29 protein-coding genes are annotated in these 26,950 nt (G+C 73.4%); 12 read left to right on the top strand and 17 right to left on the bottom strand.

Going from position 1 to position 26,950, the window contains the following annotated elements; all coding sequences use genetic code 11:
• Window positions 1-46: 46 nt before the first annotated feature.
• A complete protein-coding gene (locus AB0J12_RS10395; protein ID WP_363263846.1) occupies window positions 47-931 on the bottom strand; it encodes a LysR substrate-binding domain-containing protein in 885 nt (294 codons plus the stop codon).
• A 120-nt stretch (window positions 932-1,051) separates the two neighbouring features.
• On the opposite strand from AB0J12_RS10395, the gene AB0J12_RS10390 reads away from it, so the two are divergent.
• The 5 genes from AB0J12_RS10390 to AB0J12_RS10370 all read left to right on the top strand — a co-directional run bounded on the left by AB0J12_RS10390 (window position 1,052) and on the right by AB0J12_RS10370 (window position 6,247).
• Window positions 1,052-1,723 (top strand): succinate dehydrogenase, encoded by a 672-nt coding sequence (locus AB0J12_RS10390; RefSeq protein WP_363263844.1) that lies wholly within the window; start codon window positions 1,052-1,054, stop codon window positions 1,721-1,723.
• Between the two features lies 1 nt (window position 1,724).
• Window positions 1,725-3,674, top strand: a complete 1,950-nt coding sequence (locus AB0J12_RS10385) for a fumarate reductase/succinate dehydrogenase flavoprotein subunit (protein ID WP_363263843.1) — start codon at window positions 1,725-1,727, stop codon at window positions 3,672-3,674.
• Entirely contained in the window at window positions 3,671-4,420 is a 750-nt protein-coding gene (locus tag AB0J12_RS10380) for a succinate dehydrogenase/fumarate reductase iron-sulfur subunit (protein WP_363263842.1), read from the top strand. Before AB0J12_RS10385 ends, AB0J12_RS10380 begins: the two co-directional genes overlap by 4 nt.
• 193 nt (window positions 4,421-4,613) lie before the next feature.
• The gene (locus AB0J12_RS10375) at window positions 4,614-5,387 is read left to right on the top strand and encodes a GNAT family N-acyltransferase (protein WP_363263841.1); all 774 of its coding nucleotides are present in this window, start codon (window positions 4,614-4,616) and stop codon (window positions 5,385-5,387) included.
• The gene (locus AB0J12_RS10370; protein ID WP_363263840.1) at window positions 5,387-6,247 is read left to right on the top strand and encodes a lysophospholipid acyltransferase family protein; all 861 of its coding nucleotides are present in this window, start codon (window positions 5,387-5,389) and stop codon (window positions 6,245-6,247) included. The genes AB0J12_RS10375 and AB0J12_RS10370 overlap by 1 nt, the downstream gene beginning before the upstream one ends.
• Here the strand turns inward: AB0J12_RS10370 and AB0J12_RS10365 are convergent.
• On the bottom strand, window positions 6,244-8,577 hold the full coding sequence (locus AB0J12_RS10365; RefSeq protein ID WP_363263839.1) for an excinuclease ABC subunit UvrA: 2,334 nt from the start codon (window positions 8,575-8,577) through the stop codon (window positions 6,244-6,246). The genes AB0J12_RS10370 and AB0J12_RS10365 overlap by 4 nt on opposite strands.
• A gap of 43 nt (window positions 8,578-8,620) precedes the next feature.
• On the bottom strand, window positions 8,621-9,616 hold the full coding sequence (locus AB0J12_RS10360; RefSeq protein WP_363263838.1) for an LLM class flavin-dependent oxidoreductase: 996 nt from the start codon (window positions 9,614-9,616) through the stop codon (window positions 8,621-8,623).
• 175 nt (window positions 9,617-9,791) lie between these two features.
• Here AB0J12_RS10360 and AB0J12_RS10355 point away from each other — a divergent pair, with 175 nt between their 5' ends.
• Complete coding sequence (locus tag AB0J12_RS10355) at window positions 9,792-10,163, top strand: chaplin (protein WP_363263837.1); 372 nt, start codon at window positions 9,792-9,794, stop codon at window positions 10,161-10,163.
• Window positions 10,164-10,169: 6 nt separating this feature from the next.
• Here AB0J12_RS10355 and AB0J12_RS10350 read toward each other — a convergent pair whose 3' ends face one another.
• Complete coding sequence (locus AB0J12_RS10350) at window positions 10,170-10,589, bottom strand: (2Fe-2S) ferredoxin domain-containing protein (protein ID WP_363263836.1); 420 nt, start codon at window positions 10,587-10,589, stop codon at window positions 10,170-10,172.
• Window positions 10,590-10,630: 41 nt separating this feature from the next.
• Between AB0J12_RS10350 and AB0J12_RS10345 the strand changes: the two genes are divergently transcribed.
• Window positions 10,631-11,197 carry a hypothetical protein gene (locus AB0J12_RS10345; RefSeq protein ID WP_363263835.1) on the top strand — a complete coding sequence of 189 codons (567 nt, stop codon included), beginning with the start codon at window positions 10,631-10,633 and terminating at the stop codon, window positions 11,195-11,197.
• Here the strand turns inward: AB0J12_RS10345 and AB0J12_RS10340 are convergent.
• Window positions 11,163-11,378 carry a dodecin gene (locus AB0J12_RS10340; protein ID WP_363263834.1) on the bottom strand — a complete coding sequence of 72 codons (216 nt, stop codon included), beginning with the start codon at window positions 11,376-11,378 and terminating at the stop codon, window positions 11,163-11,165. The genes AB0J12_RS10345 and AB0J12_RS10340 overlap by 35 nt on opposite strands.
• A 241-nt stretch (window positions 11,379-11,619) precedes the next feature.
• Between AB0J12_RS10340 and AB0J12_RS10335 the strand changes: the two genes are divergently transcribed.
• The gene (locus tag AB0J12_RS10335) at window positions 11,620-12,879 is read left to right on the top strand and encodes an extracellular solute-binding protein (RefSeq protein WP_363263833.1); all 1,260 of its coding nucleotides are present in this window, start codon (window positions 11,620-11,622) and stop codon (window positions 12,877-12,879) included.
• Between the two features lie 7 nt (window positions 12,880-12,886).
• On the opposite strand, the gene egtD is transcribed toward AB0J12_RS10335, so the two are convergent.
• From egtD to egtA, 4 genes are read right to left on the bottom strand one after another with little or no spacing between them, the layout of a single operon-like run.
• Entirely contained in the window at window positions 12,887-13,849 is a 963-nt protein-coding gene (gene egtD, locus AB0J12_RS10330) for an L-histidine N(alpha)-methyltransferase (protein ID WP_363263832.1), read from the bottom strand.
• Window positions 13,846-14,628 (bottom strand): ergothioneine biosynthesis protein EgtC, encoded by a 783-nt coding sequence (egtC, locus tag AB0J12_RS10325; protein ID WP_363263831.1) that lies wholly within the window; start codon window positions 14,626-14,628, stop codon window positions 13,846-13,848. The genes egtD and egtC overlap by 4 nt, the downstream gene beginning before the upstream one ends.
• The gene (gene egtB / locus AB0J12_RS10320; RefSeq protein WP_363263830.1) at window positions 14,628-15,947 is read right to left on the bottom strand and encodes an ergothioneine biosynthesis protein EgtB; all 1,320 of its coding nucleotides are present in this window, start codon (window positions 15,945-15,947) and stop codon (window positions 14,628-14,630) included. Before egtB ends, egtC begins: the two co-directional genes overlap by 1 nt.
• Window positions 15,944-17,266: an ergothioneine biosynthesis glutamate--cysteine ligase EgtA gene (egtA, locus tag AB0J12_RS10315; protein WP_363263829.1), complete on the bottom strand. Its 1,323-nt coding sequence runs from the start codon at window positions 17,264-17,266 to the stop codon at window positions 15,944-15,946. Before egtA ends, egtB begins: the two co-directional genes overlap by 4 nt.
• 269 nt (window positions 17,267-17,535) lie before the next feature.
• Here egtA and AB0J12_RS10310 point away from each other — a divergent pair, with 269 nt between their 5' ends.
• Window positions 17,536-18,363 (top strand): TIGR02452 family protein, encoded by an 828-nt coding sequence (locus AB0J12_RS10310; protein ID WP_363263828.1) that lies wholly within the window; start codon window positions 17,536-17,538, stop codon window positions 18,361-18,363.
• Here AB0J12_RS10310 and AB0J12_RS10305 read toward each other — a convergent pair.
• From AB0J12_RS10305 to AB0J12_RS10290, 4 genes are all read right to left on the bottom strand, one after another.
• A complete protein-coding gene (locus tag AB0J12_RS10305; RefSeq protein ID WP_363263826.1) occupies window positions 18,348-18,794 on the bottom strand; it encodes a type II toxin-antitoxin system PemK/MazF family toxin in 447 nt (148 codons plus the stop codon). The two genes, AB0J12_RS10310 and AB0J12_RS10305, sit on opposite strands and share 16 nt — an antisense overlap.
• Window positions 18,795-18,837: 43 nt before the next feature.
• Window positions 18,838-20,352 carry an SPFH domain-containing protein gene (locus AB0J12_RS10300; RefSeq protein WP_363263825.1) on the bottom strand — a complete coding sequence of 505 codons (1,515 nt, stop codon included), beginning with the start codon at window positions 20,350-20,352 and terminating at the stop codon, window positions 18,838-18,840.
• Between the two features lie 133 nt (window positions 20,353-20,485).
• On the bottom strand, window positions 20,486-20,704 hold the full coding sequence (locus AB0J12_RS10295; protein WP_363263824.1) for a hypothetical protein: 219 nt from the start codon (window positions 20,702-20,704) through the stop codon (window positions 20,486-20,488).
• Window positions 20,705-20,706: 2 nt separating this feature from the next.
• Window positions 20,707-22,137, bottom strand: a complete 1,431-nt coding sequence (locus AB0J12_RS10290) for an amidase (RefSeq protein WP_363263823.1) — start codon at window positions 22,135-22,137, stop codon at window positions 20,707-20,709.
• A 263-nt stretch (window positions 22,138-22,400) separates the two neighbouring features.
• Here AB0J12_RS10290 and AB0J12_RS10285 point away from each other — a divergent pair, with 263 nt between their 5' ends.
• Window positions 22,401-23,144 carry a hypothetical protein gene (locus AB0J12_RS10285; RefSeq protein WP_363264166.1) on the top strand — a complete coding sequence of 248 codons (744 nt, stop codon included), beginning with the start codon at window positions 22,401-22,403 and terminating at the stop codon, window positions 23,142-23,144.
• On the opposite strand, the gene AB0J12_RS10280 is transcribed toward AB0J12_RS10285, so the two are convergent.
• Window positions 23,068-23,895, bottom strand: a complete 828-nt coding sequence (locus AB0J12_RS10280; RefSeq protein ID WP_363263822.1) for an MIP/aquaporin family protein — start codon at window positions 23,893-23,895, stop codon at window positions 23,068-23,070. The two genes, AB0J12_RS10285 and AB0J12_RS10280, sit on opposite strands and share 77 nt — an antisense overlap.
• Window positions 23,896-24,068: 173 nt before the next feature.
• Between AB0J12_RS10280 and AB0J12_RS10275 the strand changes: the two genes are divergently transcribed.
• A complete protein-coding gene (locus AB0J12_RS10275; protein ID WP_363264165.1) occupies window positions 24,069-24,941 on the top strand; it encodes a fructosamine kinase family protein in 873 nt (290 codons plus the stop codon).
• 187 nt (window positions 24,942-25,128) lie between these two features.
• On the opposite strand, the gene AB0J12_RS10270 is transcribed toward AB0J12_RS10275, so the two are convergent.
• From AB0J12_RS10270 to AB0J12_RS10260, 3 genes are all read right to left on the bottom strand, one after another.
• Window positions 25,129-25,479: a hypothetical protein gene (locus AB0J12_RS10270; protein WP_363263821.1), complete on the bottom strand. Its 351-nt coding sequence runs from the start codon at window positions 25,477-25,479 to the stop codon at window positions 25,129-25,131.
• A gap of 120 nt (window positions 25,480-25,599) precedes the next feature.
• Window positions 25,600-25,956 carry a DUF6479 family protein gene (locus AB0J12_RS10265; RefSeq protein ID WP_363263820.1) on the bottom strand — a complete coding sequence of 119 codons (357 nt, stop codon included), beginning with the start codon at window positions 25,954-25,956 and terminating at the stop codon, window positions 25,600-25,602.
• Window positions 25,957-25,993: 37 nt separating this feature from the next.
• The gene (locus AB0J12_RS10260; RefSeq protein ID WP_363263819.1) at window positions 25,994-26,398 is read right to left on the bottom strand and encodes a ChaB family protein; all 405 of its coding nucleotides are present in this window, start codon (window positions 26,396-26,398) and stop codon (window positions 25,994-25,996) included.
• A 124-nt stretch (window positions 26,399-26,522) separates the two neighbouring features.
• On the opposite strand from AB0J12_RS10260, the gene AB0J12_RS10255 reads away from it, so the two are divergent.
• On the top strand, window positions 26,523-26,897 hold the full coding sequence (locus AB0J12_RS10255; protein ID WP_363263818.1) for a ferredoxin: 375 nt from the start codon (window positions 26,523-26,525) through the stop codon (window positions 26,895-26,897).
• Window positions 26,898-26,950 lie beyond the last annotated feature (53 nt).

Here is a 26,950-nt window from a genome sequence, read left to right as displayed (position 1 = left end):
GAACCGGCCGAAGCTCAACGGTGCTCATGCGAACCCCGCCCCAGCCTCACCGCTCAAGAAGCATCCGCTGCAACTCCCGCGCAGCCCGTGGCGGAGCCACATCGCTGCGATGGGCGAGCGCGATCGTCCGATGCAACCCCGGCCGGGCCAACGCGGTGACCCGCAGGCCGCGCCCCGACCGCGCCGCCACCATACGGGGCACGACGGCCACCCCGAGCCCCGCCCGCACGAACCCGAGCACCGCGTCCATCTCGCCGCCCTCCACCGCGAAGTCCGGCTCGAACCCGGCGGAACGACACGCCGCCACCGTCAGCTCCCGCAGGTCGTACCCGTGCCGGAACATCACCAGACGCTCGCCCTCCAGGTCGGCGATCCGCACCGCCCGCCGCCCGCCGCCCGGCGTCGGCGCCTCCGGTGAGGACACCACGACCAGGTCCTCGCGCAGCAGCTCCACCGTGGTCAGGGCCGGCGACGGCGTCGGCAGGGGCAGCACCACCAGCGCCAGGTCCAGCGCGCCGCGGGCCAGCTCCCGTACCAGGTCGTGCGAGCCGCTCTCCTCGATCAGCAGCTGGATGCCCGGGTAACGGTCGTGGAAGGCCCGCAGCACGTCCGGCAGCAGGCCCGTGCACAGACTGGGCGTGGCGCCGAGCCGCACCCGGCCCCGCCGCAGCTGCGCCAGCTCCTGCACCTCGTGGCGTGCGGTGTCGGCGTCGGCGAGGATCCGCCGGGCGAGCGGCAGCAGGGTCTCCCCGGCGTCGGTCAGCGTGATGTTGCCGCGCGCCCGCTGGAACAGATCGGCGCCCAGCTCCCGCTCCAGCGCCTTGATCTGCTGGGACAGCGACGGCTGGGCGACATGGACCAGCTCGGCGGCCCGCGTGAAGTGGCGCGTCTCGGCGACGGCGACGAAGTACTGGAGCTGCTGGAACTGCATAAGACCAGCATAGGCTCTGCCTATCGGATCAAGCTGGACCATGTCTTGGACCGATCGCCCTCCCAGCCCCTAGCGTGCTGACACATGGCTCTGGCAACGCGGACGGACCGACGGCCGTCCATGGCACGCACCGTGTGGGACTCCACCGTCGGCAAGAAGACGGTCATGGCCGTCAGCGGCGTGATCATGCTGCTGTACCTGGTCGCCCATGTGATCGGCAATCTGAAGATCTTCTTCGGCGCCGGGGAGTTCAACCACTACGGGCACTGGCTGCGCACCGTCGGCGAACCCTTCATGCACTACGAGTGGACGCTGTGGCTGGTCCGCGTCGTCCTGATCGCCGCGGTCGTCGCGCACGCCGTGTCCGCGTACCAGCTCAGCCGCCGCGACATCAAGGCGCGGCCGAGCAAGTACGTGCACAAGAAGCCGCGTGCCAGTTACGCGACGCGCACCATGCGCTGGGGCGGGATCATCCTCGGCCTGTTCATCGTCTGGCACATCCTGGACCTGACCACCGGCACCGTGCACTCCGGCGGCTTCCAGGAGGGCCACCCGTACCAGAACGTCGTGGACACCTTCTCCACCTGGTACGGCAACGTGATCTACATCGTCGCGATGCTCGCCCTCGGCCTGCACATCCGGCACGGCTTCTTCAGCGCCGCCCAGACCCTCGGCGCCGGCAGCCGCACCCGCAACCGGGCCCTCAAGACCGTCGCGAACATCCTCGCGCTGCTGCTCACGGCCGGTTTCATCGCCGTCCCCGTGGGCGTCATGACCGGAGTGGTGAGCTGACATGACCTCCTACGTCGACTACACGCCCGGCGAGCCGATCGCCGACACCAAGGCCCCCGCCGGCCCGATCCACGAGCGCTGGGACACGCGCCGCTTCGAGGCCAAGCTGGTCAACCCCGCCAACCGGCGCAAGCACACGGTGATCGTCGTCGGCACCGGCCTCGCGGGCGGCTCGGCGGGCGCCACCCTCGCCGAACAGGGCTACCACGTCGTCCAGTTCTGCTACCAGGACTCCCCGCGCCGCGCCCACTCGATCGCCGCGCAAGGAGGCATCAACGCGGCGAAGAACTACCGCAACGACGGCGACTCCGTCCACCGGCTGTTCTACGACACCGTCAAGGGCGGCGACTTCCGGGCGCGCGAGTCGAACGTGCACCGGCTCGCGCAGATCTCCGTCGAGATCATCGACCAGTGCGTGGCCCAGGGCGTGCCCTTCGCCCGCGAGTACGGCGGCCTGCTCGACACTCGCTCCTTCGGCGGCGTCCAGGTTTCCCGCACCTTCTACGCCCGCGGGCAGACGGGCCAGCAGCTGCTGCTCGGCGCCTACCAGGCCCTCAGCCGGCAGATCGCCGCGGGCAACGTGGAGATGCACGCGCGCACCGAGATGCTCGACCTGATCGTCGTCGACGGCCGGGCCCGCGGCATCGTGGCGCGCGATCTGATCACCGGGAAGATCTCGACGTACTTCGCCGACGCGGTCGTTCTCGCCTCCGGCGGCTACGGCAACGTCTTCTACCTGTCGACCAACGCGATGAACTCCAACGCGACCGCGGTCTGGCGGGCGCACCGGCGCGGAGCCTACTTCGCCAACCCGTGCTTCACCCAGATCCACCCCACCTGCATCCCGCGCACCGGCGACCACCAGTCGAAGCTGACGCTGATGAGCGAGTCGCTGCGCAACGACGGCCGGATCTGGGTGCCCAGGGCCAAGGGTGACACGCGTGCGCCGAACGAGATCCCCGAGGACGAGCGCGACTACTACCTGGAGCGCATCTACCCCTCCTTCGGCAACCTCGTCCCGCGCGACATCGCCTCCCGGGCCGCGAAGAACGTCTGCGACGAGGGCCGTGGTGTCGGCCCCGGCGGGCAGGGCGTCTACCTGGACTTCGCGGACGCCATCGAGCGCATGGGCCGCACGGCGGTCGAGGCCAGGTACGGCAACCTCTTCGACATGTACCAGCGGATCACCGACGAGGATCCGTACCAGGTGCCGATGCGGATCTACCCGGCCGTGCACTACACGATGGGCGGCCTGTGGGTCGACTACGACCTGCAGACCACCGTTCCCGGCCTGTTCGCGATCGGCGAGGCGAACTTCTCCGACCACGGCGCCAACCGGCTCGGTGCGTCCGCGCTGATGCAGGGCCTGGCCGACGGCTACTTCGTGCTGCCGGCGACGATCAACGACTACCTCGCGCGTAACCCGCTGGGGGACACGGTCACCGACGAGCACCCGGTCGTCCGGGAGGTCCTGGCCGAGACCGAGGACCGGCTGAACCTGCTGCTGTCCGTCGACGGTGACCGCACCCCGGACTCCTTCCACCGCGAACTCGGCGAACTCATGTGGGAGTTCTGCGGCATGGCCCGCACCGACGCGGGCCTGCGCAAGGCGCTCGAGCGGATCCCGGAGATCCGCGAGGAGTTCTGGCGCCGCATCAAGGTGCCCGGCAGCGGCGAGGAGCTCAACCAGTCCCTGGAGAAGGCGAACCGCACCGTCGACTACCTGGAACTGGCCGAGCTGATGTGCCTCGACGCCCTGCACCGCGCCGAGTCCTGCGGCGGCCACTTCCGCGAGGAGTCCCAGACCCCCGACGGCGAGGCCGCCCGCCGGGACGACGAGTTCGGCTACGCGGCGGCCTGGCAGTTCACCGGCACCGGCGAGGCCCCCGTCCTGCACAAGGAAGACCTGGTCTTCGAGTACGTCCACCCCACCCAGCGGAGCTACGCATGAAGCTCACCCTGCGCGTCTGGCGGCAGAAGAACGCCGACGCCGACGGCGCCATGTCCACCTACGAGGTGGACGGCATCTCGCCCGACATGTCCTTCCTGGAGATGCTGGACGTCCTCAACGAACAGCTCACCCTCTCCGGTGAGGACCCGGTCGCCTTCGACCACGACTGCCGCGAGGGCATCTGCGGCGCGTGCTCGCTCGTCATCAACGGCGACGCGCACGGCCCGGAGCGCACCACCACCTGCCAGCTGCACATGCGGTCCTTCCGGGACGGCGACACGATCGACATCGAGCCGTGGCGGGCAGCGGCGTTCCCGGTCGTGAAGGACCTGGTCGTCGACCGCTCGGCCTTCGACCGGATCATCCAGGCCGGCGGCTACATCACCGCCCCGACCGGATCCGCACCGGAGGCGCATGCGACCCCTGTCCCGAAGGCCGACGCGGACTACGCCTTCGAGCACGCCGAGTGCATCGGCTGCGGCGCCTGCGTGGCCGCCTGCCCCAACGGCGCGGCCATGCTGTTCACTTCCGCGAAGGTGAACCACCTGGGCGTCCTCCCGCAGGGCTCGCCCGAGCGCGAGACCCGCGTCCTGGACATGGTGACCCAGATGGACGCCGAGGGCTTCGGCGGCTGCACCCTGGCCGGCGAGTGCGCCACCGCCTGCCCCAAGGGCATCCCGCTCACCTCCATCACCCACATGAACAAGGAGTGGCTGCGCGCGACCCGCAAGGTCGCCAGGCGCTGACAGACGTTCGCCGTCAGGCGCGAACGGGCGGGACCGGGGCTGGTGCTCTCCCCGGTCCCGTCTCGCTTCGGCGCCTGGCATTCAACAGCTCCACATCCTCGCTCCTGGCTGCGGTCACGTCCGCGCCAACCGGCGTCGGAAGAAACGAGGGGTACCGCCCCCCTCGCCCTTCCGGCCGTACCAGGAGTCAGCCATGACCGGCGTTTCCACGCTCGACCGTCCGCCGCGGCCCGCCGCGCCCACCCGTTATACCGTCTCCCTCGCCCGGGACGAGGCCGAGGTGCGGGCCGCGCAGCGGCTGCGGCACGACGTCTTCGCCGGGGAGATGGGCGCCCTGCTGACCACCCCGCAGCCCGGCCACGACATCGACGCCTTCGACGCGTACTGCGACCACCTGCTGGTGCGCGAGGAGATCACCGGGCAGGTCGTCGGCACCTACCGGCTGCTGCCGCCCGAGCGGGCCGCCGTCGCCGGACGGCTCTACTCCGAGGGCGAGTTCGACCTCGGCGCGCTCGACACGATCCGCCCCGGCCTCGTCGAGGTGGGCCGTTCCTGCGTCCACCCCGACCACCGCGACGGCGCCGTCATCGGCCTCATCTGGGCCGGCATCGCCCGCTACATGGTCGACCGGGGCCACGAGTGGCTGGCCGGCTGCTGCTCCCTGCCGCTCGCCGACGGCGGCGCCCTCGCCGCCGCCACCTGGGACCGGGTACGCGCCAAGCACCTCGCCCCCGAGGAGTACCGGGTGCGCCCGCTGCTGCCGTGGACCCCGCGCACGGCCGGCGCGCCCGCCTCCCGCGCCGAGCTGCCCGCCCTGCTGCGCGGCTATCTGCGCCTGGGTGCCTGGGTGTGCGGCGAGCCCGCCCACGACCCGGACTTCGGGGTGGCCGACCTGTACGTGCTGCTGTCGATGCGCCGCGTCGACCCGCGCTATCTGCGGCACTTCCTCTCCCTCGTCCCGGCCTGATGAGCGTCTGGCTGCCCAGCGCCCCCTGCACCCCCGGGACGTGCGTGGAGGCGAGGGCCCGCATCAGTGCCGTACCGCGCGCGGTGCTCAGGCTGGCCGGGCTGGTCGCCCTGCTGCTCGTCGGGATCGCGCTGGCCCCGCTCGGCGCGCGGATCCCGGCGCCGGCCGTGCGGATCTGGTGCCGGTGGATCGTACGGGCGGCCGGTGTGCGGGTGCGGATCACCGGCACCGCCGCCGCGCCCACCGGCGGCCTGCTCCTGGTCGCCAACCACATCTCCTGGCTGGACATCCCGCTGCTGGCCGCCGTCCGCCCGGCCCGCATGCTCGCCAAGTCCGAGATACGAGGCTGGCCGGTCGCCGGGGCGCTGGCCGCGCGTGGCGGCGTCCTGTTCATCGACCGGGACCGGCTGCGCGCCCTGCCCGGCACGGTCGCCCGGATCGCCGGCAAGTTGCGCGCCGGGCAGGCCGTCGCCGTCTTCCCCGAGGGCAGCACCTGGTGCGGCCGCGCCCAGGGCCGCTTCCGCCGCGCCGCGTTCCAGGCCGCGCTCGACGCCGGTGTCCCCGTCCAGCCGGTGCACCTGCGCTACTACCGGCACTCCGGGGGAGCGGCCTCGACCGCCCCCGCCTTCGTCGGCGAGGACTCCCTGCTCAGCTCCGTGTGGCGGGTGGTGTCCTCGCGCGGCCTGGTGGCCGAGGCCGAGGTCCGCGCCCCGATCCCGCCGGGCCGGCACCCGGACCGCCGCGCCCTCGCCCAGGCCGCGCAGCCCGCTCCGCCCACGGGCGCGCACCTGCCCGGCACCACCCCGACACGCTTGCCCGCACCCAGACGCCCCGCACTCCTCCCCGCGGACGTCGCCTAGCGCCCCAGCGTCCGCGCCAGGTACGGCGCCGTCGCGCTGCCCTGCGCACGGGCCACCTGCCCCGGGGTGCCCGCCGCCACGATGCGGCCGCCCGCGTCGCCGCCGCCGGGGCCCAGGTCGATCACCCAGTCGGCGGCCGCGACCACCGTCATGTCGTGCTCGACGACCACCACCGTGTGCCCGGCGTCCACCAGGCCGTTCAGCTGGCGCATCAGCACCTCCACGTCGGCCGGGTGCAGGCCGGTCGTCGGTTCGTCCAGCAGATACAGGGTGTGGCCGCGGCGGCCGCGCTGCAGCTCGCTCGCCAGCTTGATGCGCTGCGCCTCACCGCCGGACAGCTCCGTCGCCGGCTGGCCGAGGCGGAGATAGCCGAGACCCACGTCGAGCAGCGTGCCCAGGCTGCGCGCGGCGGCCGGAGTGTCCGCGAAGAACTCCGCCGCGGCCTCCACCGTCAGATCCAGCACCTCGGCGATCGTCCGCCCCCGGTAGGTCACCTGGAGCGTCTCGGGGTTGTAGCGGGCCCCCGCGCAGTCCGGGCACGGCGCGTAGGTGCTGGGCAGGAACAGCAGCTCCACGCTGACGAAGCCCTCGCCCTGGCAGGTCTCGCACCGCCCACCGGGCACGTTGAAGGAGAACCGGCCCACCCCGTAACCCCGGGCCCGCGCCTCGTCCGTGGCCGCGAACACCTTCCGCACGACGTCGAACAGGCCCGTGTACGTCGCCAGGTTGGAGCGCGGGGTGCGGCCGATCGGCCGCTGGTCCACCGACACCAGCCGGCCCACGCCCGGTAGGTCCTCGGTGATCTCGCCCACCAGCGTCGACTTGCCGGACCCCGACACCCCGGTGACGGCCGTGAACACGCCGAGCGGGAACGAGGCGGTCACCTGCCGCAGGTTGTGCCGGGTGACCGGACCGACCGTCAGCTGCCCGCGCGGGGCACGCACCTCACGCACCGGCGCGGGGGAGTCGTCGAAGAGATAGCGCGCCGTCGCCGACTCCGCCACTCCCGCCAGCTCGGCGACCGGCCCGCTGTGCAGCACCCGCCCGCCGTGTTCCCCGGCCCGCGGGCCGACGTCCACCAGCCAGTCGGCGCCGCGCACCACGTCCAGGTGGTGCTCGACCACGAACACCGAGTTCCCGGCCCGCTTCAGCCGCGCCAGCACCGTCAGCAGCGCCTCGGTGTCCGCCGGGTGCAGCCCCGCCGACGGCTCGTCGAGGACGTACACCACCCCGAACAGCCCGGAGCGCAGCTGCGTCGCGAGCCGCAGCCGCTGGAGCTCGCCCGCCGAGAGGGTCGGTGTGGCCCGGTCCAGGCTGAGATAGCCCAGGCCCAGCTCGAGGACCGGCGCGATCCGTGACTTCAGGTCCTCGGTGAGCACGCGGGCCGTCTCGCCGTCGGCGGTCAGCGTGTCCGCCAGTTCCGCCAGCGGCAGCGCCGCCAGCTCGGCGATCGTGCGGCCCGCGAAGGTCACCGCCAGCGCCTCCGGCCGCAGCCGGCTGCCCTTGCAGGCCGGGCAGGGCGCGCTGGTCAGGAAGCGTTCCGCCTTCGCCCGCAGCGTCTGGCTCCTGGAGTCCGCGAACGTCTTGAGCACGTACCGCCGGGCGCTCATGTACGTCCCCTGGTAGGGCCGTTGGATACGGCCGGCGTCCCGCACCGGATGCACGGTCACCACGGGCTGCTCGTCCGTGAAGAGGATCCACTCCCGCTGCTCGGCGGGCAGTTCGCGCCAGGGCCGGTCCACGTCGTAGCCGAGCGCGTCGAGGACGTCCCGCAGGTTCTTGCCCTGCCAGGCGCCCGGCCAGGCGGCGATCGCGCCTTCCCTGATCGACAGCGAGGAATCCGGCACCAGCAACTCCTCGCTGGTGTCGTGCACCTGGCCGAGGCCGTGGCAGGCGGGGCAGGCGCCGGCCGCCGTGTTCGGCGAGAACGCGTCGGAGTCGAGGCGCTCGGCGCCCGGCGGATAGGCGCCGGCCCGCGAGAACAGCATCCGCAGCGAGTTGGACAGGTTCGTCACCGTGCCCACCGAGGAACGCGAGGTCGGCGCCGAGCGGCGCTGCTCCAGCGACACCGCGGGCGGCAGCCCGGTGATCTCACCGACCTTCGGCGCGCCCACCTGATGGATCAGCCGCCGCGCGTACGGCGCCACCGACTCGAAGTACCGGCGCTGCGCCTCGGCGTAGATCGTGCCGAACGCCAGCGACGACTTGCCCGACCCGGACACGCCGGTGAAGACCGCCACCGCGTCGCGCGGGATGTCGACGTCCACGCCCTGCAGGTTGTGCTCACGGGCGCCGCGCACCCGGACGTACGGGTCGTGGGGGCTGTGCATGGCGGTGACTCCGTACGGCTGCTGGGGGACAAACCCCGCGATTCTATGCGAACAACGTGGCCAGCCGGCGGTAGGAGTCCAGCAGCGCCGCACGGTCGTAGGTGCTGGTGGTGATGAGCACCTCCTGCGCGTCCGTCTCCTTCAGCAGCGTCTCCAGCTCCGCGGCGACCTGCCCCTCGGTGCCCGCGATGTGCCCGGTGAGCCCCGACTCGTAGAAGCCGCGCTCCTTCGCCGTCATGGCGCGGGTCTCGACCGTCTCGGCGGGCGGCAGCGGCGGGAAGGTGCCGTGCGTGCGGGAGTACGCCATCGACCAGGCCTCGGGCAGGAGGAGCCGTCGGGCGTCCGCCGGGGTGCCGGCCACCGCGATCGTGCCGGAGATCACCACGTACGGCTCGCTCGCCCACGGCGAGGGCCGAAAGGCCTCCCGGTAGGCGTCGATACCGCGCCGCATCCTCTCCCGGCCTCGCAGGTCGCCGATCACCATGGGCAGGCCGAGCCGGGCGGCGATCAGGGCGCCCTCTCCCATGGCCAGCACGAACGGCGGCACGCTGAGCCCCTCCGCGGGCCGTGCGTGCACCCCGGTCGGGGAGGTGCCGCCGAACCAGCCGAGCAGTTCCCCGATCCGCGCCGCGAAGTCCTCGGCGTCGTTCTTGTCGCGGCCCAGCGCCCTGCGCACCCCGTCGGTGAAGCCGACCGACCGGCCGAGCCCCATGTCGATCCGGCCGGGGAAGAGGGACTCCAGCACCCCGAACTGCTCCGCGACGATCAGCGGTTGGTGGTTGGGCAGCATCACCCCGCCCGTGCCGACCCGGATCCGCTCGGTCGCCCCGGCCACCGCGGCGGCCAGCACCGTCGGCGCCGAACCGGCCACGCCCGGCACGCCGTGGTGCTCCGACACCCAGAAGCGGTGGTAGCCGAGCCGCTCCGCCTCCCGCGCGAGGCGCACGGTGTCGCGCAGCGCCTCGCCCGCGGGGTGCCCTTCCCGGGTGCGGGAGCGGTCGAGGACGGAGAAACGGGTCCGGCTGATCAGCGCATTCACCTCTCGTTCAACACCCGCGGCCGCGAGGGATTCCCACCGTCACGGTGCGTCGGCGCGCGGACACGGCCGCGTGAACGGCTGATTCTTCATAGCTCCTTCCGCCGCTGGGCGTTGCATCCGGTGCGGGCGAAAGACCGCATCTCTCTCATGGGTTACCCGGAACACCCTGATCGCGGTGGCCGCCGCGTCCGGTGCGATGGTCATGGTCCCGGCGGCGCACGCCGACTCGACGGCGGAGGGCAGCCTCGCCGGTTCGCCCGGCGTCGGCTCCTGCAACGGGGTCCAGTTGCCGGTCGACCTCCCGGTCAACGTCAGCGGCAGCACGGCGAACGTCGTCGGTATCGGCAACCCGGTGTTCGGCCACGAGTTGTCCAACACCTCCGGCGAGAAGCCGCAGCAGCCCACCCCGGTCGAGGAGGTGGGCGCCGTGGGAGCCCTCGCCGGGACCGGCACGGACGGCATGCTCCCGGCCGCCCTGGCGGGCGGGGCGCTGCTGCTGGGCGGCGCCGCGCCGTACCGGCGTCACCGCCCGGACCGGCAGCACTGAGGCGCCCTATTTGCGTGCCCCCGGCCGCCGGATGACCTGCAACTCCAGCGTCACCGGCGGCGCGGCCACGCCGGGGCCGCCCGCGGCCGCCCAGTCGATGACCTCCTGCGTGCAGTCATCGTCCGTCGCGAACCCCACCCACACGGCCCGCCCGCCGGCCCGGCGTCCCGCGGCCGACGGCTGGACGACGATGACGTTCGCCTGGTCGCAGGGGCCGAGACAGTCGGTCGTACGGACCTCGAAGCCGTGCTCCTCGGCCGCGGCGCGCAGCCGCTCCAGCTGCCAGACGTGATCGGTGCCGGGGTGCTTGCGGGCGTTGCCGCAGCAGCAGCCCCGGCACACCACGAGGGTGCAGGGCCGCTGGCGGGCGGCACCGAGGAAGGACCTGCGGGGGGCGGGGACGGCGGCTCGGACGGGGGATCGCATGGGAGAAGCATGATCCATACGGCGGGGCTAGGGTGGACCGCGTGACTGTTACGTCCGGCACGTCCGCCTCCCGCGCGTCGCGTCGTCCGCTCGCCGTGTTCGATCTCGACAACACGCTCGCCGACACCGCGCACCGTCAGAGGTTCCTCGAGCGGCGGCCGAAGGACTGGGACGCCTTCTTCGCCGCCGCGCCCGCGGACCCGCCGCTCGCCCAGGGTGTCGCGCTGGCCGTGGAGAGCGCGCGGGAGTGCGAGGTCGTCTACCTCACCGGTCGGCCCGAGCGGTGCCGGGCCGACACGCTGGACTGGCTGGCCGCGCACGGGCTGCCCGAGGGGCGCGTGTACATGCGCGGCGACGACGACCGGCGGCCCGCCCGGCGCACCAAGCTGCAGACGCTGCGCCGGCTCGCCCTCAGCCGCGAGGTCCGGGTGCTGGTGGACGACGACGAGCTGGTGTGCGACGACGCCGAGCGGGAGGGGTTCACCGTGCTGCGGGCGCGCTGGGCCACCCCGTCGACCGAGCTGAAGGTGGCGCAGGAGCGCGAGGGCCGTACCCGAGCCGTCCGGCTCCGTGTCAGTCGGTCTCCTCGAGCCGGAAGCCGACCTTGAGGCCCACCTGCCAGTGGGCGATGTCCCCGTTCTCGATCTGCCCGCGCACCTGTGTCACCTCGAACCAGTCCAGATTGCGCAGGGTCTGCGACGCGCGCGTGATGCCGTTGCGGATCGCTGCGTCGACACCCTCGGGGGAGGTGCCGACGATCTCCGTGACCCGGTAGGTGTGGTTCGACATGCGGGTGCTCCTCTCGCGGGCGGGGCACGTGTGTGTCACGCGTCACTCCACCGTGCCCCAGAGTGCGGCTCGGCGCGAGGCGGTCGGATCGGCCTTACCCGGGGAAACCCTTGACCCCCCGCATTGGTCCATACCAAAATCCGGCACACCCGTTCGAGTCAGTCGCTCGTCCCCCACGTCGGGTCCCATTCCTCTGTCCGCAGCCTGAAGCCCCTCCAGCCAGGACCCCGGGAGCCCCCTCGTGCCACGCCGCCTCCTCGCCCTCGCCTGCGTGTCCGCCTGCCTGCTCACCGCCTGTGGCGTCCTGCCGCACGGCGGCACGGCGCGCCGCACGGTCACCGTCTGGCTGATGAAGGACAGCGCCTCACCTGAGTTCCTGCGCCGGTTCACCGACGACTTCGAGCACACCCATCCCGGCCTCGCGCTCGACATCCGCATCCAGCAGTGGACCGGCATCGGCACCAAGGTGCAGGCCGCCCTGAAGGCGGACGGCAGCGACGGCCCCGACGTCATCGAGGTCGGCAACACCCAGGTCCCGCAGTACATCGACAAGGGCGGACTGCTCGACCTCACCCTGGAGTCCATGCGTGACTGGGGCCTGGACGACTGGCTGCCCGGACTCGCCGAGCCGGGGCAGCGCGACGGACAGCAGTTCGGCATCCCCTGGTACGCCGCCAACCGCGTCGTCATCTACCGCAAGGACCTCTTCGCCGAGGCCGGCGTCACCGCACCGCCGAAGACCCGCCAGGAGTGGCTGGAGGCCACCCGGAAGCTGAACTCCGCCGGTCATCAGGGCATCTACCTCGCCGGACAGGACTGGTACACCCTCGCCGGATTCATCTGGGACGAGGGCGGGGAACTCGCCGTGGAGGGCGACGCCGGCTGGCGCGGCACCCTCGACTCCCCGGCCGCCCTGCGCGGCATGGACTTCTACCGGCGGCTGCACGCCCTCGGTGCCGGGCCGGCCGGCGCCGACGAGGAACACCCGCCGCAGGCCGGCGTGTTCGCCTCCGGCCGGGCGGCGCAGATCGTGGCCGTCCCCGGACTCGCCCAGTCCATCGTGCAGCAGAACCCCGGCCTGAAGGGCAGGCTCGGCTTCTTCCCCGTCCCCGGCAGGAGCGCCGGCCGCACCGGCGCCGTGTTCACCGGCGGTTCCGACCTCGTCGTGCCGCAGAACACCGACGAACGCAAGGGCGCCCTCGCCGTCGTCGAAGCCCTCACCGGCGCCCGGTGGGACAGTGACCTCGCCCGCACCATGAACTACGTGCCCAACAAGGCCAGACTCGCCCCGGCCGTCGCCGGTGAGGAGGGGGTCGCGGCCATGGCGGCCGGAGCCGCACACGGCAGGGCGACCCCCAGCACGCCCGAGTGGGCGGTGGTCGAGGCCGGCAACCCGATCAAGCGGTACATGACCGCCGTACTGACCGGGGCCGACCCCGCCACCGAGGCCCGGCGCGCCTCACGCCGGATCACCGAGGAGCTGAAGGTGTCGCTGCGCTGAGCGGCTCTCAGCGCACCGTGGCCAGCGACAGCGCGAACCGGCCCTCGTGGTCCGTCCACCAGTGGGACAACTCCATACCGCAGGCGGTGAGTTCCTCCGCGACCCCTTCCCTGCGGAACTTCGCCGACACCTCCGTGCGCAGTTCCTCGCCCGCCGCGAAGTCGACGGCGAGCCCGAGCGCGGGCACCTTCACGCTCTGCGCGGTGCGGGACCGCAGCCGCATCTCGATCCACTCGCGGTCCGTGTCCCACCGGGCGACGTGGTCGAAAGCGTCGGCGTCGAAGTCGGCGCCCAGCTCGCGGTTGATCACGGTGAGGACGTTCTTGTTGAACGCCGCGGTCACCCCGGCCGCGTCGTCGTAGGCGCGGACCAGGACCCGTTCGTCCTTGACCAGGTCCGTGCCGAGCAGCAACGCGTCACCGGGGGAGAGCAGGCCCCGCACCGAGGTCAGGAACGCGGACCGCTCGGCCGGCAGCAGATTGCCGATCGTGCCGCCGAGGAACGCCACCAGCCGCGGCCCCGGTGTGTCCGGCAGGGCGAGCGCGCCGGTGAAGTCGGCGATGAGGGCGTGCACCTGAAGGTCCGGCCGCTCGGCGGCGAGCGCCTGCCCGGCCTGGGTGAGCGCGCTCTCGCTGACGTCGACCGGCACATAGGTGTGCAGCGCGTCCAGCGCGTCGATCAGGTACCGGGTCTTCTCCGAGGAGCCGGAGCCCAGTTCGATCAGGGTGCGGGCCCCGGTGGCGGCAGCGATGTCCCGGGACCGGTCGATCAGGATCTCGCGCTCGGCGCGCGTCGGGTAGTACTCGTCCAGGGCGGTGATCCGCTCGAACAGGTCGCTGCCGTGGGCGTCGTAGAACCACTTCGGCGGCAGCGTCTTCGGGGTGGCCGCGAGGCCGGCGAGGACGTCCGCGCGCAGGGCGGCGTCCGTCGCGTCCTCCGGCAGCGTGCGGGTGATGCGGAACGGGCTCACGGTCGGGGCTCCTTGGGGGGTACGTCCTGATCGAGGTCCTTCAGCGGGGTGAGCAGCACCTCGCTGCGGCTCGCCGTCAGCAGGGTGCGGTCCGGCACCTCGCGCCACAGCGGGTCGTCGTCGTACGGCTCGGAGGCCACGACCGCGCGGTGGCCCGGCTCGGCCAGGTACCACAGGGTGTCGCCCCAAGCGGTCGCGGCGATCGTCTCGCCGTCGGTGAGCAGCAGGTTGAGCCGGGAACCCGGCGCGGCCCGGGCGGTCTCGGCGACCGTGTCGGCCAGCGCCTGGCCCATCTCGTCACCGGCCCGCAGCCGGGCCAGCACCAGCGCCCACACCAGGGCCGAGTCGGTGCGGGCCTCCAGCGCCAGCAGGTCCTCGGGGGGCAGGGTGCGCGAGAGGGCGGCCAGGGAGCGCGGCCAGCCGGCGATCGCGCCGTTGTGGCTGAACAGCCAGTGGCCCGAGGCGAACGGGGCGGCGGCGGCCTCCGCGTCGGCCCCGGCCAGCGTCGCGTCCCGTACGGCGGCCAGCAGTGCCCGGGTGTGCACCACACGGGCCAGGTCGGCGAAGGACTGGTCGGCCCAGATCGGCCCGGCCCGGCGGTAGCGCGCCGGCACCGGGTCGCCCTCGGCGTACCAGCCGACGCCGAAGCCGTCGGCGTTGACCGTGCCGTAGCGCTGCCGGCGGGGAGCCCAGGACTGCCGGTACAGGCCGTGCGCGGGCTCCACCAGGAACCGGCCGAGCGGCTCCTCGTCTCCCACCCAGGCGATGTGACGGCACATCAGATGTGCTCCACGGAACGTGCGGTGCGGAAGCCGGAGAAGATCTGCCGCCGGATCGGGTAGTCCCAGTTGCGGAAGGTGCCCCGGCAGGCCACCGGGTCCACCGCGAAGGAACCCCCGCGCAGCACCTTGTACTCGGGCCCGAAGAACACCTCCGAGTACTCCTTGTACGGGAACGCCGTGAAGCCCGGGTAGGGCAGGAAGTCGCTCGCCGTCCACTCCCACACGTCGCCGATCAACTGCCGTACGCCGAGTGGCGACTCGCCCTTCGGGTAGCTGCCGGCCGGGGCCGGGCGCAGATGGCGCTGGCCGAGGTTGGCATGCTCGGGCTCCGGTTCGGCGTCGCCCCACGGGTAGCGCATCGAGCCGCCGGTCGCCGGGTCGAAGCGGGCGGCCTTCTCCCACTCCGTCTCCGTCGGCAGCCGCCGCCCGGCCCAGCGGGCGTAGGCGTCGGCCTCGTACCAGCACACGTGCAGCACCGGCTCCTCGGGCGGGACGACCTCGGTGACGCCGAAGCGGCGGCGCAGCCACTGCCCGCCGTCGCGGCGCCAGAACAGCGGTGCGTGGATGGAGTGGCGGCGGATGTGGTCGAAGCCCTCGCGCGTCCACCAGCGGGGGTCGTCGTAGCCGCCGTCCTCGATGAACGCCTGGTAGGCGCGGTTGGTCACCGGGGTGGTGTCGATCGCGAACGGCGCCACCTCCTTCACGTGCGCGGGCCGCTCGTTGTCCAGCGCCCACGGCTCGCTGGACGTGCCCATGGTGAACGGGCCGCCGGGCACGACCACTTCGGCCGGGCCGGTGAACAGCGGCGCCGGCTCGGGGTCCGCGGCGGTCAGGGCCGGCGGTCCCGTGCGCAGCTGATGGGTGATCAGCATCGTCTCGTCGTGCTGCTGTTCATGCTGCGCGATCATCCCGAACGCGAAGCCGGCCTCGGTCAGCCGGGTGCCGTCCAGCCGGGCGGACTCCAGCACGTCCAGGGCCCGGGTGCGCACCTGGGCCGCGTACGTGCGCGCCTCGTCGGGCGGAAGCAGCGGCAGGGAGGGCCGTTCGGCGCGGGGATGCTCGAAGGCGTCGTAGAGATGGTCGATCTCGGGGCGTATCGCCTCCTGCCCGCCGACCGTGCGCAGCAGCCACATCTCCTCCTGGTTGCCGATGTGCGCGAGGTCCCAGACCAGCGGGGACATCAGCGGCGAGTGCTGCGCGGTGAGGTCGGGGCCCTCGACGCAGGTGGTGAGCAGGGTGGTGCGCTCGCGGGCGGTGGTGAGCGAGGTGAGGGCGCGCTCGCGGAGCGTCCCGGCGTCGGGCGCGGGCTCGGTCATCGCAGGTCGTCCTTCCCGTGGGCGCGCGCGTCCGCGCCGCGCAGTCGGTCCAGCAGATCGTCGGCGGGGCAACGGCCCCTGAGCACATAACGGTCCCGGTACGCGGCGACGGCGTCCGTGACCTCGGTGGTGGCGCCGAGGCGGGGCAGCGCCGCGAGTGCGGCCGTGAAGCAGTCGGCGGCCGCCTCCGCGAGTTCCGGGTCGGCGAGGCCGTCGCGGGCCGCGTCGGCCCACAGCGGGTTGTGCGGGGCGGGCAGTGCCAGCGTCCGCTCCGCCAGCGGCTTCACCGTGCGGTAGGCGGTCTCGGCTGCCTCCGGGTCGTCGAACAGGGCGGCCGTCACCGCCAGCGGGACGATCCAGCCGTCGTCGCCGGGCTGCGCGTCGATCATCCGCAGCTCCAGATGACCGCGTGGCCGCACCGGCGGGAACAGCGTCGTGAGGTGGTAGTCGAGGTCGGCGCGGGTCGGCGGCCGGGGTGCCCCGGAACGCGTCCACTCGCGGAAGGTGAGCCCGTCGGGCACCTCCCACGGGCCGTCCTCGCGCCGGACGCACATCACGGGCGCGTCCAGCACGTGCCGGGCCCACGCGGCGCGCGGCTCGCCGTCCGGTACGGGGGCGCCCGCGCGGCCGGGACCGATCTCCATCCAGCGCAGCTGCCGGGTGGAGCGCCAGCCGGTGGGGCGGTGCCCGGCCATCGGGGAGTGCGCGAAGGCCGCCACCAGGACGGCGCCCAGGGTGTGTGCCAGCCACCAGCGGCGCCCATGGCCCAGCGGGCCGGGCTCCTCGTGTCCGGCGTCCACGCAGACCTGCACGGAGGCGGAGGCGCGCATCATGGCGCGGCCGGCCGGTCCGGTGCGGTCCAGGGCGGTCTCCATGGCGTCGTAGCGCGGTTCGCGCAGGTACCGGCGCGGGGAGTGCCAGGGTTCCTGGCCGATGCCGGCCAGGACCAGGCCGTCGCGGCGCAGTACGGCGCGGACGGCGGCGAGGTCGGCGGAGACGGTGCCGACGCACTCCATCAGGGAGGCGGCGGGCGGCGAGCTGAGCTCCAGCTGGCCGCCGGGTTCGACGGTGAGGGCCGAGCCCAGGGGCACGCTCCGCAGTGCGGCGTAGGCCGCGTCGAGCCGGTCGTGGGTCACGGGGCGTTGCGGCTCGCGCTCCTCGTGGACCAGCCATTCCACTTCCACCCCGAGCCGGCGGGGTGGTCCGGTCTTGAAGCAGATGCCCCTGACCAGGGCCTCCACCTCGGCCTCGGTGACGCGGGTACGGGGCTCGGCGTGCTCCGTACAGTCACCCGCCGCGGTGGTCGACGAATCGGACATGTCGGGATCCTCCTGAGAGTCCACCATGCCGCCGGCCCGTTTCGGGTGGCCCGGGCGCGGCGCGCTCGTCCCACCCAAGACGCTCCTGCCGATTCGCACAAGAGTGCCAGGCGGCAAGTTCCGGGCTTCGTAAGGTTCCTTTCCCGCAGGTTTTCCGCCGCGTTCCACGCCCGGGAAAACGCGTTGCGATCCACGACCAGCATCGCTCAGGATGCGTGCATGAGCACGACGGGGGAACGCGCGCTCGGGGCGTCCACGGGGGTGACGCCGTGAGCGCGCGGTTGCGCGGCATCGCGCGGGAGACGGAGAAGATCGTCGAGGCGGGCCGGTACGTCCGGTCGGACGGGCACACGGTGTCGCTCGCGCAGGCGATCGAGGCGGCCCGGCAGGACACGCGGATGCTCGGTCCGGAGCCGGTGCCCGTGCCCGGGGCGCCGCCGGTCGACGCGCGGATCGAGGTCACCGGCGAGAGCAGCCTGGAGGCCGCCCGCCGCCTCGCGCACCACGCGGTGGCCGTCCTGAACTTCGCCTCCGCGCGCAATCCGGGCGGCGGCTATCTGAACGGGGCGCAGGCCCAGGAGGAGGCCCTGTGCCGGGGCTCCGCGCTGTACACCTGCCTGCTGCGCGCGCCCGGGTTCTACGACCATCACCGCACCCACCGCGACCCGTTCTACACGGACCGGGTCATCCACTCCCCGGCCGTGCCGGTCTTCCGTGACGACCGGGGCCGCCTGCTGGACGAGCCGTACCACGTCGGCTTCCTGACCGCCGCCGCGCCGAACGCAGGCGTCGTCCTGCGCTCGGCCCCCCGGCGCGCGGCCGAGCTGCCCGCCGCCCTGGCGATACGGGCCGAACGGGTGCTGGAGACGGCGGCCGCGCACGGCTACCGGCGGCTGGTGCTGGGCGCCTGGGGCTGCGGCGTGTTCCGCAACGACCCGGCCCAGGTGGCCGAATCGTTTCGGGCGCTGCTCGCGCCCGGCGGGCGGTTCGCCCACCGGTTCGAGCACGTGGTCTTCGGCGTGCTGGACCGCAAGGGCGACACCCGCACGGCGTTCGAACGCTGCTTCGAGGGCTTGGCCGCTCAGGTCCAGCCGTAGCGCTCCGCCAGCCGCCTGCGCACCAGGTCGAAGCGCATCCGGTCCAGGGCACAGGCCTCGCGGCGCATGCCCTGCTCGTGCAGCCGCAGCACCCGGTCCACGTCCACCCAGGAGTCACGCCCGGAGCGGTCCCACGGGCCGCTGCCGATCGGCACCCACTCCCGGTCGCCGTCGTGCCGCTTGCTCGACAGCTGCACCGCCAGGAAGGTGCCGGCCGCCTCCCGGGCCACGACCAGCACCGGCCGGTCCTTGCCCCGGCCGTCGTTCTCCTCGAACGGCACCCAGGTCCACACGATCTCGCCGGGGTCGGGATCGCCGTCGTGGGCGGGGGAGTACTCGGTACGCACCCGCCCGACCTGGCGCGGGTCGGCCTCGGTGGTGGCCGTGGGGCCGTAGCGGCCCGGGACGTTCTCTTCGGTGAAAGCGGTCACGGAGGCACCCTAGAGGGTCCCCCGTGACCGCGCGATCAGAGGCTCACGCGTCCTGCACCGGCACCCTCTGCGGTGCGGCACCGTTGAGGGACGGACCAACCTGGTTACGGTCGTCCGGGTTCTGGCTGTTCGCGCTCCGGCCGTTCGCGTTCTGGCCGTTCGCGTTCATCGACGCCAGCAACTGGCGGGCCAGTCCCAGGCCGGTGCCGCCCATGGTGAGCGCCTTGGCGAACACCTCCGCCATGCCGTCGGCGCCGTTGAGCAGCACCATGTTGTCGACGTTGCCGAAGGCGGACGCCCCGGCCCGGACGATCTCCGGCCACTTCTCGGCGAGTTGCTGGGCGACGACCGCCTCCTGGTTCTCGGCGAGCGCCGCGGCCCGCGCCTTGATGGCCTCGGCCTCAGCGAGACCGTGGGCCTTGACCGCCTCCGCCTGCGCGAGCCCCTTGGCCTGGGCGGCGGCCGCCTCGGCCTCACCGGTGGCCCGGGTGGCGGCGGCACCGGCCTCACCCCGCGTCCTGGTCGCCTCGGCCTCCGCGCCCGCGGCCGCCTTGACCCGGGTCGCCTCGGCCACCGCAGCCAGCTCCGTCTCCTGCGCCTTGGCCTGCGCCGCCGAGATCCGCGCGTCACGCTCGGCCTCGGCCAGCGTGCGCGTCTCGTAGGCGCGGGCGTCGGCCGGCTTGCGCACGTCCGCCTGGAGCTGCTGCTCGCGCCGGTGCGCCTCCAGTTCGGCGACCCGGGTCTCCTGCACGACGACCTCCTGCCGGGCCCCGGCCTCCGCGAGCGGTCCGGCCTGGCGGGCCTTCGCGGCCGCCTTGTCCCGCTCGGCCTGGTAGCCGGCCTGGAGGATCTCGCTGTCCCGGGTCGCCTCCGCCATCCGCGCGAAGGACTGCTGCTCGGCCTCGGTCGCCAGCCGGTTGGCCTCGGCCTGAGCGATCCGCGCGTCCCGCTGCACGGCCGCCGCGTGCGGCATCGCCAGGTTCTGGATGTACCCGGTCGGGTCCTCGATCTCGTGGATCTGCAGCGAGTCCACAATCAGACCCAGCTTCTCCATCTCCGTGCCGCACGCGGCACGCGTCTGACCCGTCAGCTTCTCCCGGTCGCGGATCATGTCCTCGACCGTCAACCCGCCCACGATGGAGCGCAGATGACCGGCGAAGACGTTGTGCACCCGGTCCGACATCAGCTTCTGCTGGTCCAGGAAGCGGCGGGCCGCGTTCGCGATCGACACGAAGTCGTCGCCCACCTTGAAGATGACCACGCCGCGCACCTTCAGCGGAATGCCCTGGTGCGTCACGCAGTCCACATGCAGCTCGGTCTCGTTCAGATCCAGCGAGAGCCTGCGCACCGCCTGCACGCCGGGCAGCACCAACGTGCCGCGCCCGGTGACGATGCGGAAGCCCATGCCCTCCTCCAGGCCCTCCGTGCGGTGCTTGGAGCCGGAGATGACGAGCGCCTCGTTCGGTTCGGCGACGCGCCACATGAGTTTGAACAGACCGATCAGAAGCAGGACGGCAACGACGACCGCCCCCGCAACGACGCCGACGACCATCGGCATTCGCCCCCTTTGCATGGTGCCCTTTCGGCACCGAACGAAGGGAGTGTGCGCCCGGTGGGGCCGCGCGGGAAGACGTCAGCGAATCCTTGTTGCAATCTTGACGCGGGCGCCTCTCACCTGCGCCGCAGCGGGCTCAACTGCCGTACGCGGCCGTGACGTAGACGGTCCGCGGCGGCAGGTACTCGACCACCATCACGACCGTGCCGCACTCCAGACGGCCGGCGCCGGAGGCGGGGTGGGCGAGGAAGTGCTCGGCGCCGCCGCGCACCCGGACGATCACCTCGCCGACCAGTCCGGGCCCGACCGTCCCGGTGACCCGCCCCATGAGCCCGACCATCGACGCATCGTCCATCGTCACAGCGTACGGGCCTCTCCCGGCGCGGCCCATGCCCGCGGCGGCCACCGTTCGTGCCAGCGCAGCTCCGCCTCCAACTGGGCGGCGAGCGACACCAGCAGCGGTTCGCTGTGGGCGGGCCCGAGCAACTGGGCGCCCACCGGGAGCCCGTCGGCGGTGAACCCGGCGGGCACGTTGACCCCGGGCCAGCCGAGCACGTTCCACGGCCAGGCGTAGGGGCAGGCCGCGATCACCGCCCGGTCGGTGGCGAACCCGCCCAGCGCGTGCAGGGCGCCGATGCGGGGCGGGGGAGCGGCCGTGGTGGGCGCGAGGATCACGTCGTACGACCCGAAGAACGCGCCGATACGGCGCTGCAGCACCGCCTCCGCCCGCCGGGCCGTCCGCAGCGGCACCCCGCCGAGCAGCCGGCCCAGCCGGGCGGCGCCGCGGGTGCGCGCGTCGAGCAGGTCGGGGAACGGTGCCCCGGCGACGCGTTCGGCGATGCCGGCGGTGGCGCGCGGCACGAAGGTCAGCCCGATCGGCCCGTACGGCGGATCGGCCTGCTCCACCTCGTGCCCCGAAGCGGCGAGTTGTTCCGCGAGCGCGACGACTCGGGCGCGCACCTCGGGCCGCAGCCGGGCCGGGACCGCGGTGAACGGCGGCTTCAGCGACAGCGCGATCCGCAGCCGGCCGGGGTCGCGGCCGACCGCCTCGGACACGGTGAGCGCGGGCGGCCGGTGCGGGTCACGCGCGTGGTTGCCGCTCGCCGCGTCCAGCAGCAGCGCGGCGTCGGCGACCGTGCGGGCCAGGGTGCCGTTGACGGTGATGCCCTGGAAGGACTCGCCGCGCGGCCAGGTCGAGATCCGGCCGCGCTGCGGCTTGATGCCGACGAGATGGGTCCAGGCGGCCGGGATGCGCACCGAACCGGCTCCGTCCGAGCCGAGCGCGGCCGGCACCAGCCCGGCGGCGACGGCGGCAGCCGACCCCCCGGAGGACCCGCCCGGCGTGTGCTCCGGGCTCCACGGGTTGCGGGTGGCGCCGAACGCGGGGCCCTCGCTGTGTGGCCACTGGCCGAACTCGCAGGTGTTGGTCTTGCCGACGATCACCGCCCCGGCCGCGCGCAGCCGCCGTACCGCCTCCCCGTCCTCGGCGACGGGCGGGAAGTCGCCGCAGCAGCCGAACGCGGTGGGCTCGCCCGCCACGTCCATGTCGTCCTTGACGGCGACCGGTATGCCGAGCAGCGGCCTGCGCACCCCGGCGGCCAGCTCCCGGTCCGCCGCGTCGGCCTCGGCGAGCGCGGCCCTGGCCCGCACGATCCGGAACGCGTTCACCGTCGCCTGTGAGGCCTCGATCCGCTCCAGCGTGCGCTCGGTCAGCTCCCGCGCGCTCACCTCGCCCTCGGCCAGTGCACGGGCGGTCTCGGCCAGTCCTGCACAGCGGTCGAGCGTCATACGGCGCACCTCCGGGACTCCGTCGTCTACCGAACGGTAACCTGCGCGGCGCGGGCGGCGGAACACCCCGGCGCCCGGCCGGGGTCGGGCGGGAACCTTCCTTACGATGGCGGTGGTCGTGCTGGAGGGGGCGGCGGGGGCGGACTCCGCGTCAGGGGGCGGGTGTGTACCGGGACGAGGGGCGTCCACAGGGGGAAGGCGCGGGCGGCGCCGGAGCGACGCCGCCCACCGGGCAGGAAGGCCGGCGTGCGCGGCCGCGGGGGCTGCCACGCCGCGCTGCGGGGTTCGTCGGGCGCACGCTGTGGAACGAGTTCCGCGGCATAGTGGCCGACCCGGTCGTCCGGCTCCTGCGCCGCGGGCCGTGCGCGCTGCTGCTGGGGTGCGTGGCCTGTGTCGGGGTGATCTTCTTCCACGCGATCGCGCAGTACCCGGTGGGCGCGACAGTGGTGCGCGTCCTCGGCGGCGTCCAGGGCGATCTGCCGCTGTGGCTGGCGCTGCTGCGCACGCCGGTGTCGCTCTATGTGCCGGCCCTGGACCTGCCGGTGTGGGCGGGCCTCACATCGCTGTTCCTGGCGTTCGCGCTGGCCGAGCTGGCGCTCGGCCGGGCCCGGACGCTGGCCGTCGCCTACGCGACCACACTGGCCGGGACGCTCGCCGCCCGGGTGATGATCGCGCTCGGCCCCGGCTGGTGGGGGCTCGGCCTGCCGCCCGAGGCCGGCCGGGTGCTCGACACCGGCCCCTCGGCCGCGGTCGTGGGGCTGTTCACCTACATGGCGGTGACCCGCCGGGCGCCCGTGCTGTTCACGCTCACCGGCGGGTCGATGGTGTGGGAGTCGATCGCCGTGCCCAACCTGGCCGGACGCGAACACCTGGTCGCGGTGGGCGCGGCGATCGTCCTCGCCGTGGTGCACGGACGCCTGTGGCGACCGCCTATTCGGGACCTGCGTCGGGCGCGGGAATGCGGCCCGGTTCCTGTTCCTCCAGCCCGCGCGTCAGATACGGAGTGATCATCAGCCGGTAGATCGCGGCGCCGACCACACCGCCGACGAGCGGTCCGACGATGGGCACCCACCAGTACAAATTGCCGTACTGATCTCTCCAGGCGGTGCCGTACCCGGTGATGAAACTCGCCAGCCGGGGGCCGAGGTCACGGGCCGGGTTGATCGCGTACCCGGCGTCCGTGCCCCAGGCCATGCCGATCGCCACGACGATGAGGCCGATGATGAACGGCGCGAGGTTGGCGCCGGGCGGGGTGTTGAGCAGGTCGGTGACCGCGAAGATCAGCAGCACCAGGATGGCGGTGCCGATCACCTGGTCACGCAGCGCACCCCACTCGCTCACCGGGGCGGAACCGTTGCCGGGCAGGGTCGAGAAGACGAACTGCGACTTGATGGTGTGGCCGGGGTCGAACTTGGCCAGGACCTCCGTGTAGTTCCAGCGCACGATCAGCGCCGCGACGAACGCGCCGGCCGTCTGGGCCACCGCGTAGGGCAGGACCTTGCGCCAGGAGAAGCCCTTGAAGCAGGCCAGGGCCACGGTCACGGCGGGATTGAGATGCGCGCCGCTGACCCGGGCGGCGACGTACACACCGAAGGTGACGCCGAGGCCCCAGGCCCAGGTGATGCTGTCGTGATCTCCGAGTCCGCCGGCCACGACCTGGGCGACCACGCCGACGCCGAAGAGGATGAGGATCATGGTGCCGAGGAATTCCGCGACCAGCTCGCCGGTCATTCCTCTGGCGGTCGTCCTGTCTGCCATGGAGCACCGCCTCCACCTTCTGAGGGGGGATGGGTGTGGTGACGATGGGGCGTTTTGCATGCGACCGTAGTGATTTGATGCTGGACGTCCAGAGCCGGAACGTCAACCGGAGCGCCATCTTCCGTGTGGATCTGTTGCCCGTCGGCCCGGTGTACGGCCGTACGCTGGGCGCCGTGTGGAACAGCTCCGACGGTCTGGATGCCGGTGCCGTGGCGGCCCGGTTCACCGGCGCGCGGGTCACCGGACAGCAGCGGCTGTCCGGGGCGCTCGCCGAGGTCGTGCTGGACGACGGGCGCGTGGTGATGGTCAAACGCGCCGGCGAGACCGGCGCGTTGCGCGCCGAGGCCGCCGGACTGCGCTGGCTGGCGGACGCAGGCGCGGTACGGGTACCCAGGGTGCACGGGCAGGACGAGCGCTGGCTGGTGACCGACCGCGTCCCCGGCGGGCCGCCCACGGCCGAGGCCGCGGACCGCTTCGGGCGCGCGCTGGCCGCGCTGCACGCCGCCGGCGCCCCCGCCTTCGGCGCCGCGCCGCCCGGCGGGCCGCGGGACGCCTGGATCGGACGGGCCCCGATGCGCAACGCCACCGGCCCGGACTGGCCGCGCTGGTACGCCGAGCACCGCGTCCTGCCCTACCTGCGGCGCGCCGTCGACCTGGGGACCGTCCGGGTGAACGAGGCGCCGGTCGTCGAGCGGGTCTGCGAGCGGCTGCCCGAGCTGGCCGGGCCCGCCGAGCCGCCCGCCCGCTTGCACGGCGACCTGTGGAACGGCAACGTGGTGTGGGGAGCCGACGGGCAGGCCTGGGTCATCGACCCGGCCGCCCACGGCGGTCACCGCGAGAGCGATCTCGCGATGCTGCATCTCTTCGGCTGCCCCCACCTTCAGCGGGTGCTGGAGGGCTACCAGGACGCGGCACCGCTCGCCGCGGGCTGGCGCGAGCGGCTGGCCCTCCATCAGCTCTTCCCGCTGCTGGTGCACGCCGTCCTGTTCGGCCGCGGCTATGCCGAACAGGCGCTGACGGCTGCCCGGACGGCCGCCGGGGGCTGAGCCGGGGACAGGCGGGGACCAAGTGTCGAGCGGGGGCTCGGTGCCCCCGTCACGTTCCCTGGTGACTCCCCGGCAGCACCGCGCATGCGCCCCCGCACGGCCCCCCGGGCGCCCAGCACGGGCGCCCGCACACAAATGCCCCCGTCACCCCGGACGAGTCCGGGGTGACGGGGGCACGGAAGACCGGCTAGGTGCGGTCGCCCTTGGGCTTGCCGCGCTGGTCCGGGGTGCCGTGCGGCGGAGGGCTGAAGGGCTCGGGGGAGGTTGCCGGGGACACCGGGGAACCCGTGCGGCCCTCGCCCTGCTCGGGGCGCAGGGCCCCCGGATCGCCCGCCGAGGGTTCGGCGCCGGCCCGCAGCTGATCCAGGCGCGCCGTCAGAACCTCGGTGATCGGCAGGCGGTCGGCGTGGGTGCGCTCGTAGGCGAGCAGCTCCTCCACCTCCTCGGCGGTCAGCGACCGCACACGGCTCTCCAGACCGCCGATCGGCAGGTGGTCGTAGTCGGGCAGGGGCAGGGTGCTGCGGCCGGGGTCGGCCATGTGGACCTCACTTCCCTTCGTGCGTGGGCTCCGGTCCGGGCGAGCGCCTCCCGGCGGCCGGGCGCCCCGCGGGTGCGGGGCGCCCGGCCGCCGGGCGGGCGACTGCGGGGTGCCGGGGGCTCAGTGGGCGCCCAGGCCGCCTCCGCCGAACGAGCCACTGGAGCCCTTGCCCCACTTGGGCCGTTCCTGCGACTCGCTCGGCCGGGTGCCGAGGTTGCCGAACTCGTGCGGAAGCCGGCGGCGTCCGTCGCGGGGCACCTCCTCGGGTTCCCGGTTCTCCTGGATGCCGTGGACCGCGCCGCCCGGGGGCAGATGCGGCTGCTCCTCGGGGCGCGGCGGAGCCGGCTCGCGGCTCTTGAAGACGTCACCGAACCAGAAGGCGCCGATCAGCCCGCCGACGAGGAAGACCCCGGCGATGACCGGGCCCAGGACCCAAGCGCCGCTCGGGGCGGCAATCTGCATCAATGCGCTGCTCATACCACACGAATACCCCCCAAACGGATTCGCTACCAGTTCACTCCGAACGGGATTGCCGGGTCCGCGAGCGGTTGGCCTTGCGGACCGCCTCGAGCAGCTCGGACTTCGACATCCGCGAGCGCCCCTCGATGTCCAGTCGCCGCGCGAGGTCGTAGAGGTGCTCCTTGGTGGCCTGCTCGTCGACGCCCTCGCCGCTGCGCCCGCCCTGCTGCCGGGGCCGGGCCGAGCGCGGGTCCGAGGGGCCCTTGCGGCCGTCCTCCTTGCGCTCCCAGTGGTCGCCGACCTTCTCGTGCGTGTGCTTGAGCGCCCCGTAGGCGACCCGGTGGGCCCGCTCGCCCTCGCCGTAACTCTCGACGGCGGAGTCGTGCGCCTTGATCCAGGTCTCCTGCGCGTGCTGCGAGGAGCGCTCGAGGGTCGACGGCAGCTCCTGTCGTCCGGGCACGTCGCTCACCTCCTCGGGTGCGGCCTCCGGGCTTCTCCGGGTTCCCGCGCCGGCGGCGCGGGAAACGGGCGGGGTGCCGGGCCCGGCCGGGTTTGGTGCGAGGGGCACCGGCTACCCGCACGGCGTGACTTCGACGACGACCCAGCAGGAGCTCATACGGTTCCTCGAGGACCGCTTCGCATGTGCCCAGGCGTGCACCGAGTGCGCCAGGGCCTGCGCGCTGCGGGCGAGCCTGGTGGACCCCGGAGGGACCGAGGAGCAGGAACTGACGCGACGCAAGGGCATCATGTGCGCCGAGGTGTGCGATGCCACCTGCCGCGTGCTGTCCGAGCAGAACAGTGTGGACGAGGCCGGCATCCGCGTGCAGGTGGAGTGGTGCCGGACCGTCTGCCTCGAAGCGGCCCACGTCTTCGACCGCCACCAGGGCGCCGAGGACACGGCACAGCACTGCCGGGACTGCGCCCGGGCGTGCTCGGACTTTCTTCGCACGCTCGCCTGATCCCGTTCACGGCACCCTCCAGGTGCCCTCGGAGAGGGAGGTGCCCCGGACTC

The organism is Streptomyces sp. NPDC049915, assembly GCF_040656475.1.
GTDB lineage: Bacteria > Actinomycetota > Actinomycetes > Streptomycetales > Streptomycetaceae > Streptomyces.
Note: the sequence above shows the minus strand (reverse complement) of the source record. Positions and strands in the feature narration are given on the sequence as shown.